The organism is Tepidanaerobacter acetatoxydans Re1, assembly GCF_000328765.2.
GTDB lineage: Bacteria > Bacillota > Thermosediminibacteria > Thermosediminibacterales > Tepidanaerobacteraceae > Tepidanaerobacter > Tepidanaerobacter acetatoxydans.
This window is the reverse complement of record NC_019954.2, coordinates 2,639,031-2,651,757: the sequence shown is the minus strand read 5'-3', so window position 1 is coordinate 2,651,757 and position 12,727 is coordinate 2,639,031. Positions and strand designations below refer to the sequence as shown.

The following is a 12,727-nucleotide window of genomic DNA, read 5'->3' as shown; positions in this document are numbered from 1 at the left end:
TTGATATGGAACTCTTGAGAACTTTATTGTTAATAATTCAGGGAGGTTTTTATATGACATCCGATATTCAGGATACCGGGTATTCCCTTAGAGCCAGAATATATAATAGTCTAAAAAAAGCAATATTAGATGGAACTTATAAACCGGGTGAAAGCCTGATTGAGATGAAGCTGGCAAAAGAATTGGGTGTTAGCCGCACACCTATAAGGGAAGCACTCAGACAATTGGAACTTGAGGGCTTGGTATCAAGTATTCCAAACAAAGGCGTTATCGTTGAAGGAGTTACCCTTCAAGATATTGACGATATTTATACTATCCGAAAAATGATAGAGGGTTTAGCCGCCAGATGGGCTGCAGAAAAAATTTCCGATACTCAACTAAAGGAACTAAAAGACATTTTAGACCTGATGGAATTTTATACCAAGAAAGGGAATACAGAAAAACTTTCGGAATTGGATTCTAAGTTCCATGATATAATATTCCAAGCAAGCAATAGCAGACCACTGGAATCGGTGCTTACTAATTTTCACCAATTTATTCAGCGTGCGCGGTTGGTATCTGTAAAAGCTGAAGGAAGAGCGATTCACTCACTAAAAGAGCATCGGGATATTTATGATGCATTAGCAGCTCATGATGCTGATACCGCAGAGAAAGCCATGACAAACCACGTAGGCAATGCCAGAGTAAACCTCATACCATTCTTTGAACAAGAAGAACTATAGTTAGAGCTATAATAACGGCCGGTCGTTCGGACCTTGAAAGACCTTATGGGGATTGTCGATAAGAGACTGAATACTTTCGGCTAGCAGGGCAATTCCCTCTTCAATATCCCATTCCGAAATCTGTGCAATACTTAATCTAAAACCTTCTGACGGTCTTTGCTCTATAAAAAACAACTCTCCTGGCATTATGGAAACTCCATTTTTTAAGGCTTCATAGTAGAGATTGGTGGAGTATATGCCTTGTGGAAGATTGATCCAGAAAAAATGACCTCCTTTAGGATAGAAATAACTCACATCGCTAGGCATATACTTTTCTAATGACTTTACGGTTTCTTGCCATTTTTTATAAAATATTTTTTGAAGATGGCTCACGTGTTCGGCCCAAAGGCTTTTCCTTAAAAACAAATCCAAGATTCTCTGTGAAAGCCCTGAAGTAGATATATCCGAAGAATATTTAGCTAGAGCGATCTTATCAAAATGTCGTCTTGGAACCCATAGAAAAGCTATACGTAAGCCTGGTAAGAACAGTTTTGAAAAACTTTTGATATAAAATACCTTATCTGAATCGTCAAGTGCCTTTAGAGCAGAGGGCTTTTCATCATAGTAAAGGTCGCTAATATGATCATCTTCAATTATATAGAAATCATATTCCTTGGAAAGAGCTATCAGCTCTTTCTTTTTTTCTATACTGTAAGAATAACCGGTAGGATTTTGGAAAACCGGCATTGTATAAAAAAGCCTCGGAGGATTTGACATTATATTTTTTTTCAAATCATCAAGATCAACTCCATCCTCCTGCATGTTAATTTCAACAATGCGGGCATTTCTAGACTTAAAGGCATTGACGGCTCCCGGATAAGTGGGAGCTTCCACATAGACCACATCCTTGTAATTTAAAAAAGCCTTTGCAACTATATCAATTCCTTGCTGAGCTCCTGATACTATCTGTATTTCCTCAAGGGGGATATCAAGGTTATGCTGTGCCTTCATAAAATCACGGATAGATTCCCTAAGCGGCTGATATCCGCTGCTTTCTTGATATTCTAATGCATAACCGCCGTCCCTGTCCAAGACCTCGTTGATTACCTCTTTAAAATCTTTTACAGGAAAGTATTTTGGCGAGATAGATGCACCGGCAAAATCAAACTTTATAAAACCGTCTTTTTTTACATATACCGATTCTGCAGCAGAATCAGAAGAAATCATATTTTCGATCGGAACATCGAATTCTCCCAAATGCGTTTTTTTACCGATAAAACTCACATAAGTTCCGCTGCCTATTTTAGATTTTGCATAACCATCTGCCTGCAGCTTTTTATATGCATTAACTATTGTAACTGTATTAACATCGAAAAAAGAAGCCATTCGGCGAATAGGCGGAAGCTGCTGTCCACAAGTTATAACACCGCTTTCGATAAGTTGTACCATGCCGTTGTAAATTTGGATATAAAGCGGAATATCAGAAGTTCTGTTCAAATGTATCGATACGAATTTATCCATAACGCCCTCCAAAGCCTAAATTTTAAAAAGTGTATTGACAAACGCTTTTTAAAATGGCATAATATTGTATGTACAAAATGATTAAAGTGTACTATAAACAGTAAAAAATTTAAAAGTAAAGTTGCTCATCATTTTGTACCGATACATTAATTATACCACATTATTTAAGCAGTGAACATAAGGAGGTTAAAACATGTCAAGTCAAATCAATGCTAAATTAATGGGTGGCGTCATAATGGATGTCACTACTCCGGAACAAGCCGAGATCGCCGAACAGGCCGGAGCTGTAGCGGTCATGGCTTTAGAGCGCGTACCTGCGGATATCAGAAAACAGGGCGGAGTTGCTCGCATGTCAGACCCAAAAATTATTAAGGAAATTAAAGCAGCGGTATCAATACCCGTTATGGCCAAATGCCGAATTGGGCATTTCGTAGAAGCCCAGATTTTAGAGGCATTAGGAATTGACTACATAGATGAAAGCGAAGTTTTAACTCCCGCGGACGAAGCCTTTCATATTGATAAAACTAAATTCAAAACACCTTTTGTATGTGGGGCCAGAAATCTCGGTGAAGCCCTCCGCCGTATAGGTGAAGGGGCTGCCATGATTCGGACCAAAGGTGAAGCGGGTACCGGCAACGTAGTTGAAGCAGTAAAACACATACGAACCGTTATGGGGCAAATCCGCAAACTTGCCAGCACGCCTGAAGAAGAGCTCATGAGTGCTGCCAAGGAGATGGGTGCTCCCTTTGACCTAGTTAAGTATGTAGCCAAGGAAGGCAAACTTCCTGTTGTAAACTTTGCCGCCGGCGGCGTTGCAACTCCTGCTGATGCAGCTTTACTAATGCAGCTGGGGTGCGACGGAGTATTTGTAGGTTCCGGTATCTTCAAATCTGCCAACCCTGAGAAAATGGCAAAAGCCATAGTGGAGGCTGTTGCCAACTATAACAATCCTGATGTTTTAGCCAAAATATCCGAAAACTTGGGTGAGGCCATGCAAAGCATTGAAATAGATAAACTGGAAGACCACTATGCCGAGCGCGGGTGGTAAATCAATCAATTTCATGTGCCTACCCCTGCAATAATGTGTAAGTTTGGAAGCTGCTGGATGACGAAAAGTCGCCGCTGTATGAATGCTCTAATATCATTAGCCGACTTTCAAATCCGGCAGTTCTTTCCCTGCTACTGTTTTGCGATACATATAATAACTGTGAGACAAGTGCAATTTCCAACTGTGTTTTAAAGCATCTGGTATCACATATTTGTCACATACCTTTTCGCTAAATTAAAAACCTTGAATTCACCCTTGACAATATTTAGAAATAGACATATTCTTACACAATAATTTCGGATATATCTTCGGGAAAATCTTCCATCATCGAATTACATATGGCATTAATTAATTTCATCTCCGTTAGCGGTTTGGTTAAAATATTTATTTTTTGTAAGTAGTTTGCATGATCCATATCCTTTAAAAGAATAATTTTTTTATGCCTGCTGAGTTTTTTGATTATTTGCATGAGAGCCTTTTGACTTTCGCGTTTAAAAGAATCCATGTCGATCATGAGAATGTCATAATAATTACTACATTTTTCTATATTATCCACACAATCAACTTCAAAAATATTAAGGCTGTTTAACATGTCTTTTATTCTTTCACTCAATGGTGTCTCATTACTTATAATTGAGATTTTTATTTTATCCATTGAATAATAACGCCTCCGTTTTTTATAATTTATTTTTCAATTAATCCATCAATCACATTAATCAGATTAACGATTTCAGGCTTGCTAATCTGAGCATCCGCTCCCACTTTTTCACCTTTTTGCTTCATATCGTCACTAATCAATGATGAAAACAATATTACCGGAATTGTATGCAGCACAGGGTCTTCCTTAATGCGTTTGGTTAGATGGTGCCCGTCCATCTGCGGCATTTCAATGTCAGATATGACACAGGATAAAAGCTCATTAGGCGGCTTATCATCTTGTTCTTTTATTTTTTGAAGTATATCCCAAGCCTCCTTTCCGTTAGATGCTGTAATCAAATCTTGATACCCGGCTTTTGTCAGGCAATCTTCAATCATTCTTGACAGCGTTTGTGAATCGTCGACTATTAAGATAGGTTTATGGTTTCTTGCCTTATTACCCGTTTTTGCTACACTGCTAACTTGAATACCTGTGCCGGGGCTGATATCAGTTAAAATTTTTTCAAAATCTAAAATTGATACTAAACCATCACTGTTTTTTACGACGCCATTGATGATTCCGTCAACTTCACCATAAATCGTAGAACTCGGCTTTTCGATTTCTTCCCATGATAAACGCTTAATTCCAATTACGTGACTAACGATGAAAGCAACCATGGTTTTATTAAAATAAGTTATTAGAAAAAAATCTCTATTACTATAAACCTTGCCCGAATCCAGATTTAGGTATTTAGGTAAATCGATGACAGAAACTACCGAATCTCTCCATTTGAACATTCCGTGTATGCATGGATGAGCTTTTGGAATTTTAACCGTTTTTTCATATCTTATAATTTCCTTGACTTTAGCTACATTGATTCCAAAGTTGCTTTTTTGTATTTGAAATTCTACAATCTCTAATTCATTAGTTCCGGTTTCCAGTAATATATTGCTGCCATTCATAAGCTTACCTCCCTCCTGACTAAATTTCATAAAAAAATAGTCCATAAATAAAAGCATGAAAAACTTTTATCTATGGACTATTTTTATTGCAAATTTTCATTTGATAAAAATAGCTGCTCCACAGTCATTTTAAATTATTTATTTAATTAATTTTAATAAACACAGCTTATATCATAAATATATCTGCGTTTATTGTCGATAAGCTTTGCTGCATGTAAATAGAAATGCGAAGTCAAAAGCTTGATAATAAAATATCATAAATAACAAGTTTTGTCAAATATTATTTTAATTTACACTATATGATTTTTATTAAAATTCTTTCAAATTTTTCCTTAGGAGAAATTTCTATTTCTTTTACAGACACTTTCCTGTTTATTAATTCGGATATCTGATTTTCTACTTCATGTATTGTATTATCATATATCGTTTTTCGAACGACCTCTATACTTTTATAATGATATCCGGTAGACAGCAAGCTTTCTTCCAGTGTAGTAAAATTTTCTTTTGCGAAAATTTCTATTTCCCTTCCGTTAATAAATACCTTAATAAGTTTAGCACCTTTACCTATAACTTTTTTTAGATATTTAGAATATATATTTCTAATTTCTACTTCAAGCTCATTTTTCATATCTTCTGTTAGCATTAAGTTATCTTTTAAAACTATCGAATCTGTTTTTCTTTCTATGATTTTAGCAGCTATTTGAGTCAAGCTGTCCAGCAAGATATCAACATTTATAGGTTTTATCAGATACTTATCAATCTTTAAATCTACTGTTTCCAAAATAGTGCCGGAGTCAGATAAAGCGGATGTAATGATAAATGGACAATCAAATCCATCCTCTCTTAATTTTTTCATCATTTCGATTCCGTTCATATATGGCATTACTAAATCAGTTATTATAATATCCGGCTTAAATTCGATGAATTTTTTTATTCCGTCTTTTCCGTTTTCTGCTTCGAACACTTTACCTACTCGCTTACTCAGGAATTTACATACTTGCTTCCTCGTGATAGGTTCATCCTCTACATAAAGAACCTTTATACTTTTTAATACATTTATATCTTGCATAGCAACCTCCCCTAATTCATACAAAGGAAACCTAATTATTTACAAAGGAAACCTAATTATAACTTTATTTTCCATTTCACCATTTATTAAATCAATGCTGCCCTGCAAAATTTCATGTATAATATGGGCAAATGCATGCATATGCTCTAAATCCAGTGTAAAATCAGTGTATTTTTGCCTATCAAATATGATTTGTATGCTTATAACAGCATTTTTTTCATCTTTATAAATTTCCATATTTAATTTTCTGTTAAAAATATCTAAATGAGCCTTGCAGTGCTCTATAATATCAAAGAATATGCAGTACATTATTTGCACAAATTCATTAGGTGAACCATATACCTCGAAAGAATCTTTAGCATCTATATGTATTTGAATATTTTCTTTTTTTACCTTCTCATCTAAAATCTCGAAAATTAGATCAAGATACTGAATCAAATCATAGTGCTTTTCTTCGTAATTTCTCTCAAAAAAGCTTCTAAACTTTTCGATTTTATTAGAAAGACTTTCTAAGATAGCCCATATTTCGTTATAATATTCATTTACAAGTTTTACATCTCCGGTCGCATCGATTATCTCATCTTTGAAATTAATAATAGAAAAGTTTAAACTGTTTAGAGGCTGCCTCCAAGAATGAGTTAAATTTGAAACAACTTCAGATATATTTGTGATTTTATCATTATAACTATTGATTTCCAATATTTTGCCTATCCTGTTGATAATTTCTATTTCTTTATCGAAGTTTCTTACAACAAAAAATATCCTCAAGGATGTGACGCTTCTGTCAAAAACACATGTCATTATTTCATAGAATTCATTTTCAATGTCATATATATAATTTTTATCAATATCTATTATTTCAAAGTTTTCTTGGTCTTTTTTTATATATAAATTAAAAAAATCTCCTGTATTATGCTCAATGAGATAATATATTAACTGGTAGTATAAATGTTTAAACTCATCGTCAATATCTTTAATATTAGCACCGATGAGGTCATTTTTTTTAATTTTTACCCTTTCACAGTAATGTTCATTAGCACCAATGATATAACACTCAATGCTTTTATTTGTTTTTTTTGCTTCAATTTCGAGTGAAAAACCGTCTGATTTTGACTGATTGATGTAATCTGCCAGCTTTTTATCTTGGTTAATGTTTTGCAAATTATATTGATTATCCAAGAAATCACCTCTTTTAAGTGCCTTTTAAAATTTTCTAAAACCGTATTGTCTAACTCGAATACAATTATAGATTATAAATTATACATTGGCAAGATATGTTAAACTGATGTTTCGGTATTTTACCTGAATCACAAGGCAATCGATGGTTTTAATTTTCAGGCTGAGACAGTCGACGATATGCTATAAAATTATACAATTCATATGCTTATGCAATTTTATTTAATTTTTTTGCAGAAGTTCAAAATCTTAAGAAGAAGCTGACTGCCGATTAAATATATACTAATTTGTTTTCTATTTTAGTTGTAAATCGGTCGAGAAATTGGTAATATTATATATATTATCACAAAACTGGTTTGTACAGGAGGGAGATGAGAGCCGTGGATAAAAAAAGAGTGGTTATAGTTGATGATTCGGATTTTTCCGTTTTAATTATTAAAGACATTTTAGAAAAAAACGGTTTCGAAGTAGTTGGACATGCAGGTTCGCTAGAAGATGTGATATCGGTTGTGTCTGAAACAAAGCCGGATTTGGTAACAATGGATATAACCTTACCCGGAACTAACGGCTTCGAATGCACTAAAGAGATACGTAAGATTAATAAAGATATTAAAATTGTGATAGTAAGTTCCATGATGGATGATGAGATGTTAAAAAAAGCTAAAGATTACGATGTAAACGGCTATGTACAAAAGCCCATAGATGAAGAAGAATTCATACTGACGATTCAAAGGCTAATAGATGACGAAGAATTATTTAAATATTTTAAAAATTTATACGTACCAGTATTTAAAGAGGCTTTCTCAGACGCGCTAAACAAGATGACAAAAACTATAGCTAAATATAAAGATGAACATCTTTCCAGCGAAACGATGAAATCAAAGGGGATAGCTGTAGTAATTGGTATAATAGGTAAATATTCAGGCAGAATGATACTTGATATGTCTATCGAAACTGCGACTGATCTGTCAAACAAAATGCTTAAAAGAGAATGTAAACAAGCTAATGAAATTATAGCTGCTATTGGCGAATTTGCCAATATTATTTCAGGTAATGCTTGTTCAATGTTAAACAGAGAGAATAAAGTTTTTGGATTAAGAGTGTCGCCCCCTTCTGTATTCTATGGAAAGAGCTTAAATATATCGTCGGCAAAATTTAAGACTTCTTCAATAATTATTGATACAGAATTTGGCGAAATGCTTTTAAATATTGGCTTCAGTAGGGGTGATTCTGAATGGATGCAAAACATGTAAACCCTTTTTTGATGGCATTCCAAAACGTGATGCCGCAAATAGGATTTCAAAGTATTAAAAGAGGCAAATTAAGTGTTAAAGGGAAAAAGCTGCAGACAGACGGTATACTTATAATAATAGGCATTGTTGGGGATTTAAAAGGAAATGTAGTATATTCTATGAATATGGATGATGCAAAAAAAATTTCTTCAAAAATGATGATGGGCATGCCGGTCGATGAATTTAATGAAATGGCTCAAAGTGCTTTATCTGAGCTTGCCAATATGCTTACCGCAAATGCAAGTACAGAGTTTTCTAAGGAAAACGTAGGTATTAGTATTTCAACTCCTACCCTCATGTATGGGGAAAACATTACAACAAAATTAAGTACTGAAAAGGTTTTGTGTGTTGAAGTTATTGTTGATGAGGATATAGTAATTGAATTAAACATATCAATTGAAGGCTAAAGCCTGTTTCATAATATTATAATCAAAAAAACACAAAGTTTATATTACATATAGATAGAAACTCTTGGGCCGGAATCTATTTTTCATAGCATTGTTTTAGTTAAACAACAGTTTTCAAAAAGCAGTGCTATACTATAAAGGAGTGTAGGGATTTAGCATGAGTATAAAATGGTCCTTACATAATCAAGTTAAAGACAAAAGAGGTTTTACCTTAATTGAACTCATAATTGTCATTGCAGTCCTGGGTATTTTAGCCACACTGACAATCCCAAAGGTTATTAATATAAAGAGCAATGCTGAAACAGCGGCTAATGAAGCAAATGAGAAAATTATTAGAAACGCACTTGAAAGATACTATGCGGATAATATGGAATATCCGAACCCAGATTCAGGGAATAAGCTGCCGAAAGAAGCACTGAAAGATTATCTGAATTTGGAGGAAAAGTTAATAGATGAATGGGAGTATACGAAAACAGGTGAAGTTTATAACTTAGAAAAAAAGCAGCATTAGTCTCTTAGCTGCATATAAACATTGCAGAGGGTGCTGGTCTTGTGAACCTTTTTATCTTTATCCTAGGAACAGTCATCGGTAGTTTTATAAATGTATGCATATACAGAATTCCAAGGGGAGAATCGATAGCATATCCATATTCTCGCTGCCCGCAGTGTGGATATAAGATTGCTGCACGGGATTTGATTCCAATCTTAAGTTTTTTATATCTGCGTGGTAAATGCCGAAGATGCAATGCCAAAATTTCCATGCGATATCCTTTAGTGGAGTTTTTAACCGGTGCAATGTTTTTCCTTGCATTTATTAAATTAGGGTTTAGCCTTGACTTTTTGAGTGCAGTAACATTAATTTCAAGCCTTATTGTTTCTGCCTTTACGGATTTGGAATATCAGATAATACCTGATAAAGTTGTTTTGACTACAGCAGTTATAGGCTTGCTATTAAACATTTTAATACATGGGAAAGACGTTCTATATTATCTGATGGGTTCTGTTTTAGGAGGGGGAACTATTTTTTTAATAGCTGCCTTTTCTCAAGGCGGCATGGGCGGTGGTGATATAAAGCTGTTTGCAGCGGTAGGTTTGTTTTTAGGCATGCGATTAACATTATTATCTTTGCTGCTTTCTTTTATTCTCGGTGCTACTGCAGGAATTATTCTTATTGTATTAAAGCTCAAAGGAATAAAGGATGCTATTCCATTCGGCCCGTTTATAGCATTAGGCAGTATTGCAAGCTTGTTTGCCGGAGATAAGATCATTTCATGGTACTTCTTAAAATACGCACATATTTGATTCTGCTGTGGAAAGTTAATTTCGATCCGGAATATCAACATGTTGTTTTTGATTATGCTTATAATAAGGCAAGCGGCATGCTATATGCTGATCGTAAATTTAGGAAAAGAGATGTTTACATTAGAATTATATAAGTTTAAAAAGGTAAAACCAGCTTATCAAAGATATTAAAAAAATTTAAAAGAAGGTGTTAAAGTGCGCAGAGCAATCTTTTCAGTGCTTGTTCACAATGAGTATGGTGTTGTCACAAGGATTTCAGGGCTTTTTACAAGAAGAGGCTTCAATATAACCAGCTTTACCGGTGAGGAAACCGATGACCCAAAGATATCCCGTATTACTATTGTAGCGGAAGGTGACGAGAGGGAACTTTCGCAGATAAAAAGCCAGGTAGAAAAATTGGTGGATGTGATAAAGGTCGTAGAGCTCGATGCAAAAGCCTCTGTTCAGCGGGAGCTTGCCCTTATCAAAGTCAGAACTGATGATGTTAACAGAACTGAAGTATTTCAAATTGTTGAAACATTTAGGGGTAAGATTATAGACATTGAGTCTGAATCGGTAATTGTAGAGCTTACGGGAGATGTAAGTAAAGTCAAAGCATTTTTAAACTTGATGAAGCGCTATGGTATAATTGAAATAGTAAGGACCGGCGGCATAGCACTGCAGCGAGGCAAAGAGAGCATATACGATGCGCCGGAACCGGATAAGACACCAGCAAAGGAGGAAATCCAATGATAAGCGACAGAGTAAAAAAAGGCGTTATGAGAGCGCCGCACCGCTCGTTATTTTATGCAATGGGATATACCAAAGAAGAACTGGCGAGGCCCTTAATAGGCATTGTAAATGCCCAAAATGATATAATTCCCGGACATATTCACTTGGACACTATAGCACAGGCAGCAAAACTTGGTGTTGCAATGGCCGGCGGCACGCCCATAGAGTTTCCTGCTATAGGGGTATGTGACGGGATTGTAATGGGGCATATAGGCATGAAATATTCCTTGGCCTCTCGCGAACTCATAGCAGATTCCATCGAAGCAATGGCTATTGCTCACGGGTTTGACGGATTAGTGCTCATACCTAACTGTGATAAAATCGTGCCGGCAATGCTCATGGCGGCGGCGCGCATTAATATCCCGGCTGTTGTTATAAGCGGCGGGCCTATGTTTGCAGGCAGATATAAAGGCAAGGACATAGACCTTAATACCTGTTTTGAAAAGGTGGCTGAATTTACTTCGGGAAAGATAAGCGAAAAAGAGCTTGAGGAAGTAGAACAACAGGCTTGCCCCGGGTGTGGTTCATGCTCCGGTATATTTACGGCAAATTCCATGAACTGCCTGACTGAGGCTTTAGGCATGGGCCTTCCCGGCAACGGAACCATACCGGCAAGTTCGGGAGCACGTATCGGTTTGGCGAAAAAGGCCGGAATGCAGGTTATGGAAATGGTAAAACAGGATATAAAACCGCGGGATATAATGACAAGAGAAGCTTTTGAAAATGCAATCACCGTTGATATGGGTATGGCAGGTTCAACCAATACGGTGCTCCATCTTCCGGCGATTGCCCATGAAGCCGGCATAAAGCTTGAGCTTGATATTTTCGATAAGATAAGTCAAAGGACTCCCTATCTTGCAAAACTTGCTCCCAGCGGCCACTATCATGTCCAGGACTTTCATGAAGCAGGGGGAATATCTGCGCTTATGAAGGAGCTTTCGCGTAAGGGACTGCTCAATCTGGATTTAATGACAGTTACCGGTAAGACAATCGGCGAAAATATTGCCGATGCAGAGATTAAAAATACCGATGTGATTCATCCGCTGGAAAATCCGTACAGAGAAACAGGAGGTCTTGCCATACTTCGCGGCAACCTTGCTCCAAAGGGTGCAGTAGTCAAGGAAGCAGCAGTAGCACAGGAGATGCTCTATCATGAAGGCCCGGCACGGATTTATAATTCTGAAGAAGAGGTTACCGAGGCAATTTTTTCTGGCAAGATTCAAAAGGGCGATGTGGTGGTTATTCGCTATGAAGGGCCTAAAGGGGGCCCGGGCATGCGAGAGATGCTATCGCCGACCTCGGCAATAGCAGGTATGGGCCTTGATAAGGATGTGGCACTTATCACCGATGGAAGATTTTCGGGGGCTACCCGAGGTGCATCCATAGGGCATATTTCTCCTGAAGCCATGGAAGGCGGCCCCATAGGCCTGCTTCAGGACGGCGACATAATCCGAATAGATATAAATAACCGAAAAATTGAAGTGCTTCTTTCAGATGAAGAACTGGCACGCCGCAAGACCTCATGGCAGCAGCCTGAGCCCAAGGTAAAAACGGGATACCTTTCCCGCTACGCGCGCCTGGTAACATCTGCCAATACCGGTGCGGTGCTAAAATAAAATATTCGGTAGACAATAATTTATGGCAGTTGCGTCAGTCAAGTCTGATGCCCGCTTATTAAATATTAATACCCCTTAGCTTTATGATTAAAGCTCAAGGGGTATTAATTTGCCGAGTACCGAACAGACATTAGACCAGCAAGAACAATGCCTCCGGATAGGTCTTTTGGGAGATGGAAATATGAAGTGTTATTATGCAAATTATATGATATAATAATTTTCAGC

At 36.5% G+C, this 12,727-nt stretch carries 13 protein-coding genes; 8 read left to right on the top strand and 5 right to left on the bottom strand.

The window, feature by feature from the left end:
• Nucleotides 1–53 precede the first annotated feature (53 nt).
• A complete protein-coding gene (locus tag TEPIRE1_RS12675) occupies nt 54–722 on the top strand; it encodes a GntR family transcriptional regulator (RefSeq protein WP_013779550.1) in 669 nt (222 codons plus the stop codon).
• Nucleotides 723–728: 6 nt separating this feature from the next.
• On the opposite strand, the gene pdxR is transcribed toward TEPIRE1_RS12675, so the two are convergent.
• Nucleotides 729–2,222 carry a MocR-like pyridoxine biosynthesis transcription factor PdxR gene (pdxR, locus tag TEPIRE1_RS12670; RefSeq protein WP_013779549.1) on the bottom strand — a complete coding sequence of 498 codons (1,494 nt, stop codon included), beginning with the start codon at nt 2,220–2,222 and terminating at the stop codon, nt 729–731.
• Between the two features lie 193 nt (nt 2,223–2,415).
• Here pdxR and pdxS point away from each other — a divergent pair, with 193 nt between their 5' ends.
• Nucleotides 2,416–3,270: a pyridoxal 5'-phosphate synthase lyase subunit PdxS gene (gene pdxS, locus TEPIRE1_RS12665; protein ID WP_013779548.1), complete on the top strand. Its 855-nt coding sequence runs from the start codon at nt 2,416–2,418 to the stop codon at nt 3,268–3,270.
• Between the two features lie 283 nt (nt 3,271–3,553).
• On the opposite strand, the gene TEPIRE1_RS12660 is transcribed toward pdxS, so the two are convergent.
• From TEPIRE1_RS12660 to TEPIRE1_RS12645, 4 genes are all read right to left on the bottom strand, one after another.
• A complete protein-coding gene (locus TEPIRE1_RS12660) occupies nt 3,554–3,925 on the bottom strand; it encodes a hypothetical protein (protein WP_013779547.1) in 372 nt (123 codons plus the stop codon).
• 29 nt (nt 3,926–3,954) lie between these two features.
• On the bottom strand, nt 3,955–4,869 hold the full coding sequence (locus TEPIRE1_RS12655) for a chemotaxis protein (RefSeq protein ID WP_013779546.1): 915 nt from the start codon (nt 4,867–4,869) through the stop codon (nt 3,955–3,957).
• 295 nt (nt 4,870–5,164) lie between these two features.
• Nucleotides 5,165–5,938 (bottom strand): Na-translocating system protein MpsC family protein, encoded by a 774-nt coding sequence (locus TEPIRE1_RS12650; protein ID WP_013779545.1) that lies wholly within the window; start codon nt 5,936–5,938, stop codon nt 5,165–5,167.
• Between the two features lie 39 nt (nt 5,939–5,977).
• Entirely contained in the window at nt 5,978–7,117 is a 1,140-nt protein-coding gene (locus TEPIRE1_RS12645) for a HAMP domain-containing histidine kinase (protein ID WP_013779544.1), read from the bottom strand.
• Nucleotides 7,118–7,494: 377 nt separating this feature from the next.
• Between TEPIRE1_RS12645 and TEPIRE1_RS12640 the strand changes: the two genes are divergently transcribed.
• The 6 genes from TEPIRE1_RS12640 to ilvD all read left to right on the top strand — a co-directional run bounded on the left by TEPIRE1_RS12640 (nt 7,495) and on the right by ilvD (nt 12,502).
• Entirely contained in the window at nt 7,495–8,367 is an 873-nt protein-coding gene (locus TEPIRE1_RS12640) for a response regulator (protein WP_013779543.1), read from the top strand.
• Complete coding sequence (locus tag TEPIRE1_RS12635) at nt 8,349–8,813, top strand: chemotaxis protein CheX (RefSeq protein ID WP_013779542.1); 465 nt, start codon at nt 8,349–8,351, stop codon at nt 8,811–8,813. Before TEPIRE1_RS12640 ends, TEPIRE1_RS12635 begins: the two co-directional genes overlap by 19 nt.
• Before the next feature lie 157 nt (nt 8,814–8,970).
• A complete protein-coding gene (locus tag TEPIRE1_RS14300; RefSeq protein ID WP_015295963.1) occupies nt 8,971–9,324 on the top strand; it encodes a type II secretion system protein in 354 nt (117 codons plus the stop codon).
• A 41-nt stretch (nt 9,325–9,365) separates the two neighbouring features.
• On the top strand, nt 9,366–10,115 hold the full coding sequence (locus tag TEPIRE1_RS12625; RefSeq protein ID WP_013779541.1) for a prepilin peptidase: 750 nt from the start codon (nt 9,366–9,368) through the stop codon (nt 10,113–10,115).
• Nucleotides 10,116–10,310: 195 nt separating this feature from the next.
• The gene (gene ilvN, locus TEPIRE1_RS12620) at nt 10,311–10,847 is read left to right on the top strand and encodes an acetolactate synthase small subunit (protein ID WP_013779540.1); all 537 of its coding nucleotides are present in this window, start codon (nt 10,311–10,313) and stop codon (nt 10,845–10,847) included.
• The gene (ilvD, locus tag TEPIRE1_RS12615; protein ID WP_013779539.1) at nt 10,844–12,502 is read left to right on the top strand and encodes a dihydroxy-acid dehydratase; all 1,659 of its coding nucleotides are present in this window, start codon (nt 10,844–10,846) and stop codon (nt 12,500–12,502) included. The genes ilvN and ilvD overlap by 4 nt, the downstream gene beginning before the upstream one ends.
• The last annotated feature ends 225 nt before the right edge of the window (nt 12,503–12,727 follow it).

Coding starts and splice junctions, on each gene's coding strand:
- pdxS (WP_013779548.1), top strand. CDS start 2,416: ATGTCAAGTCAAATCAATGCTAAATTAATGGGTGGCGTCATAATGGAT.
- TEPIRE1_RS12635 (WP_013779542.1), top strand. CDS start 8,349: ATGGATGCAAAACATGTAAACCCTTTTTTGATGGCATTCCAAAACGTG.
- TEPIRE1_RS14300 (WP_015295963.1), top strand. CDS start 8,971: ATGAGTATAAAATGGTCCTTACATAATCAAGTTAAAGACAAAAGAGGT.
- TEPIRE1_RS12650 (WP_013779545.1), bottom strand. CDS start 5,938: ATGCAAGATATAAATGTATTAAAAAGTATAAAGGTTCTTTATGTAGAG.
- pdxR (WP_013779549.1), bottom strand. CDS start 2,222: ATGGATAAATTCGTATCGATACATTTGAACAGAACTTCTGATATTCCG.
- TEPIRE1_RS12675 (WP_013779550.1), top strand. CDS start 54: ATGACATCCGATATTCAGGATACCGGGTATTCCCTTAGAGCCAGAATA.
- ilvD (WP_013779539.1), top strand. CDS start 10,844: ATGATAAGCGACAGAGTAAAAAAAGGCGTTATGAGAGCGCCGCACCGC.
- TEPIRE1_RS12655 (WP_013779546.1), bottom strand. CDS start 4,869: ATGAATGGCAGCAATATATTACTGGAAACCGGAACTAATGAATTAGAG.
- TEPIRE1_RS12660 (WP_013779547.1), bottom strand. CDS start 3,925: ATGGATAAAATAAAAATCTCAATTATAAGTAATGAGACACCATTGAGT.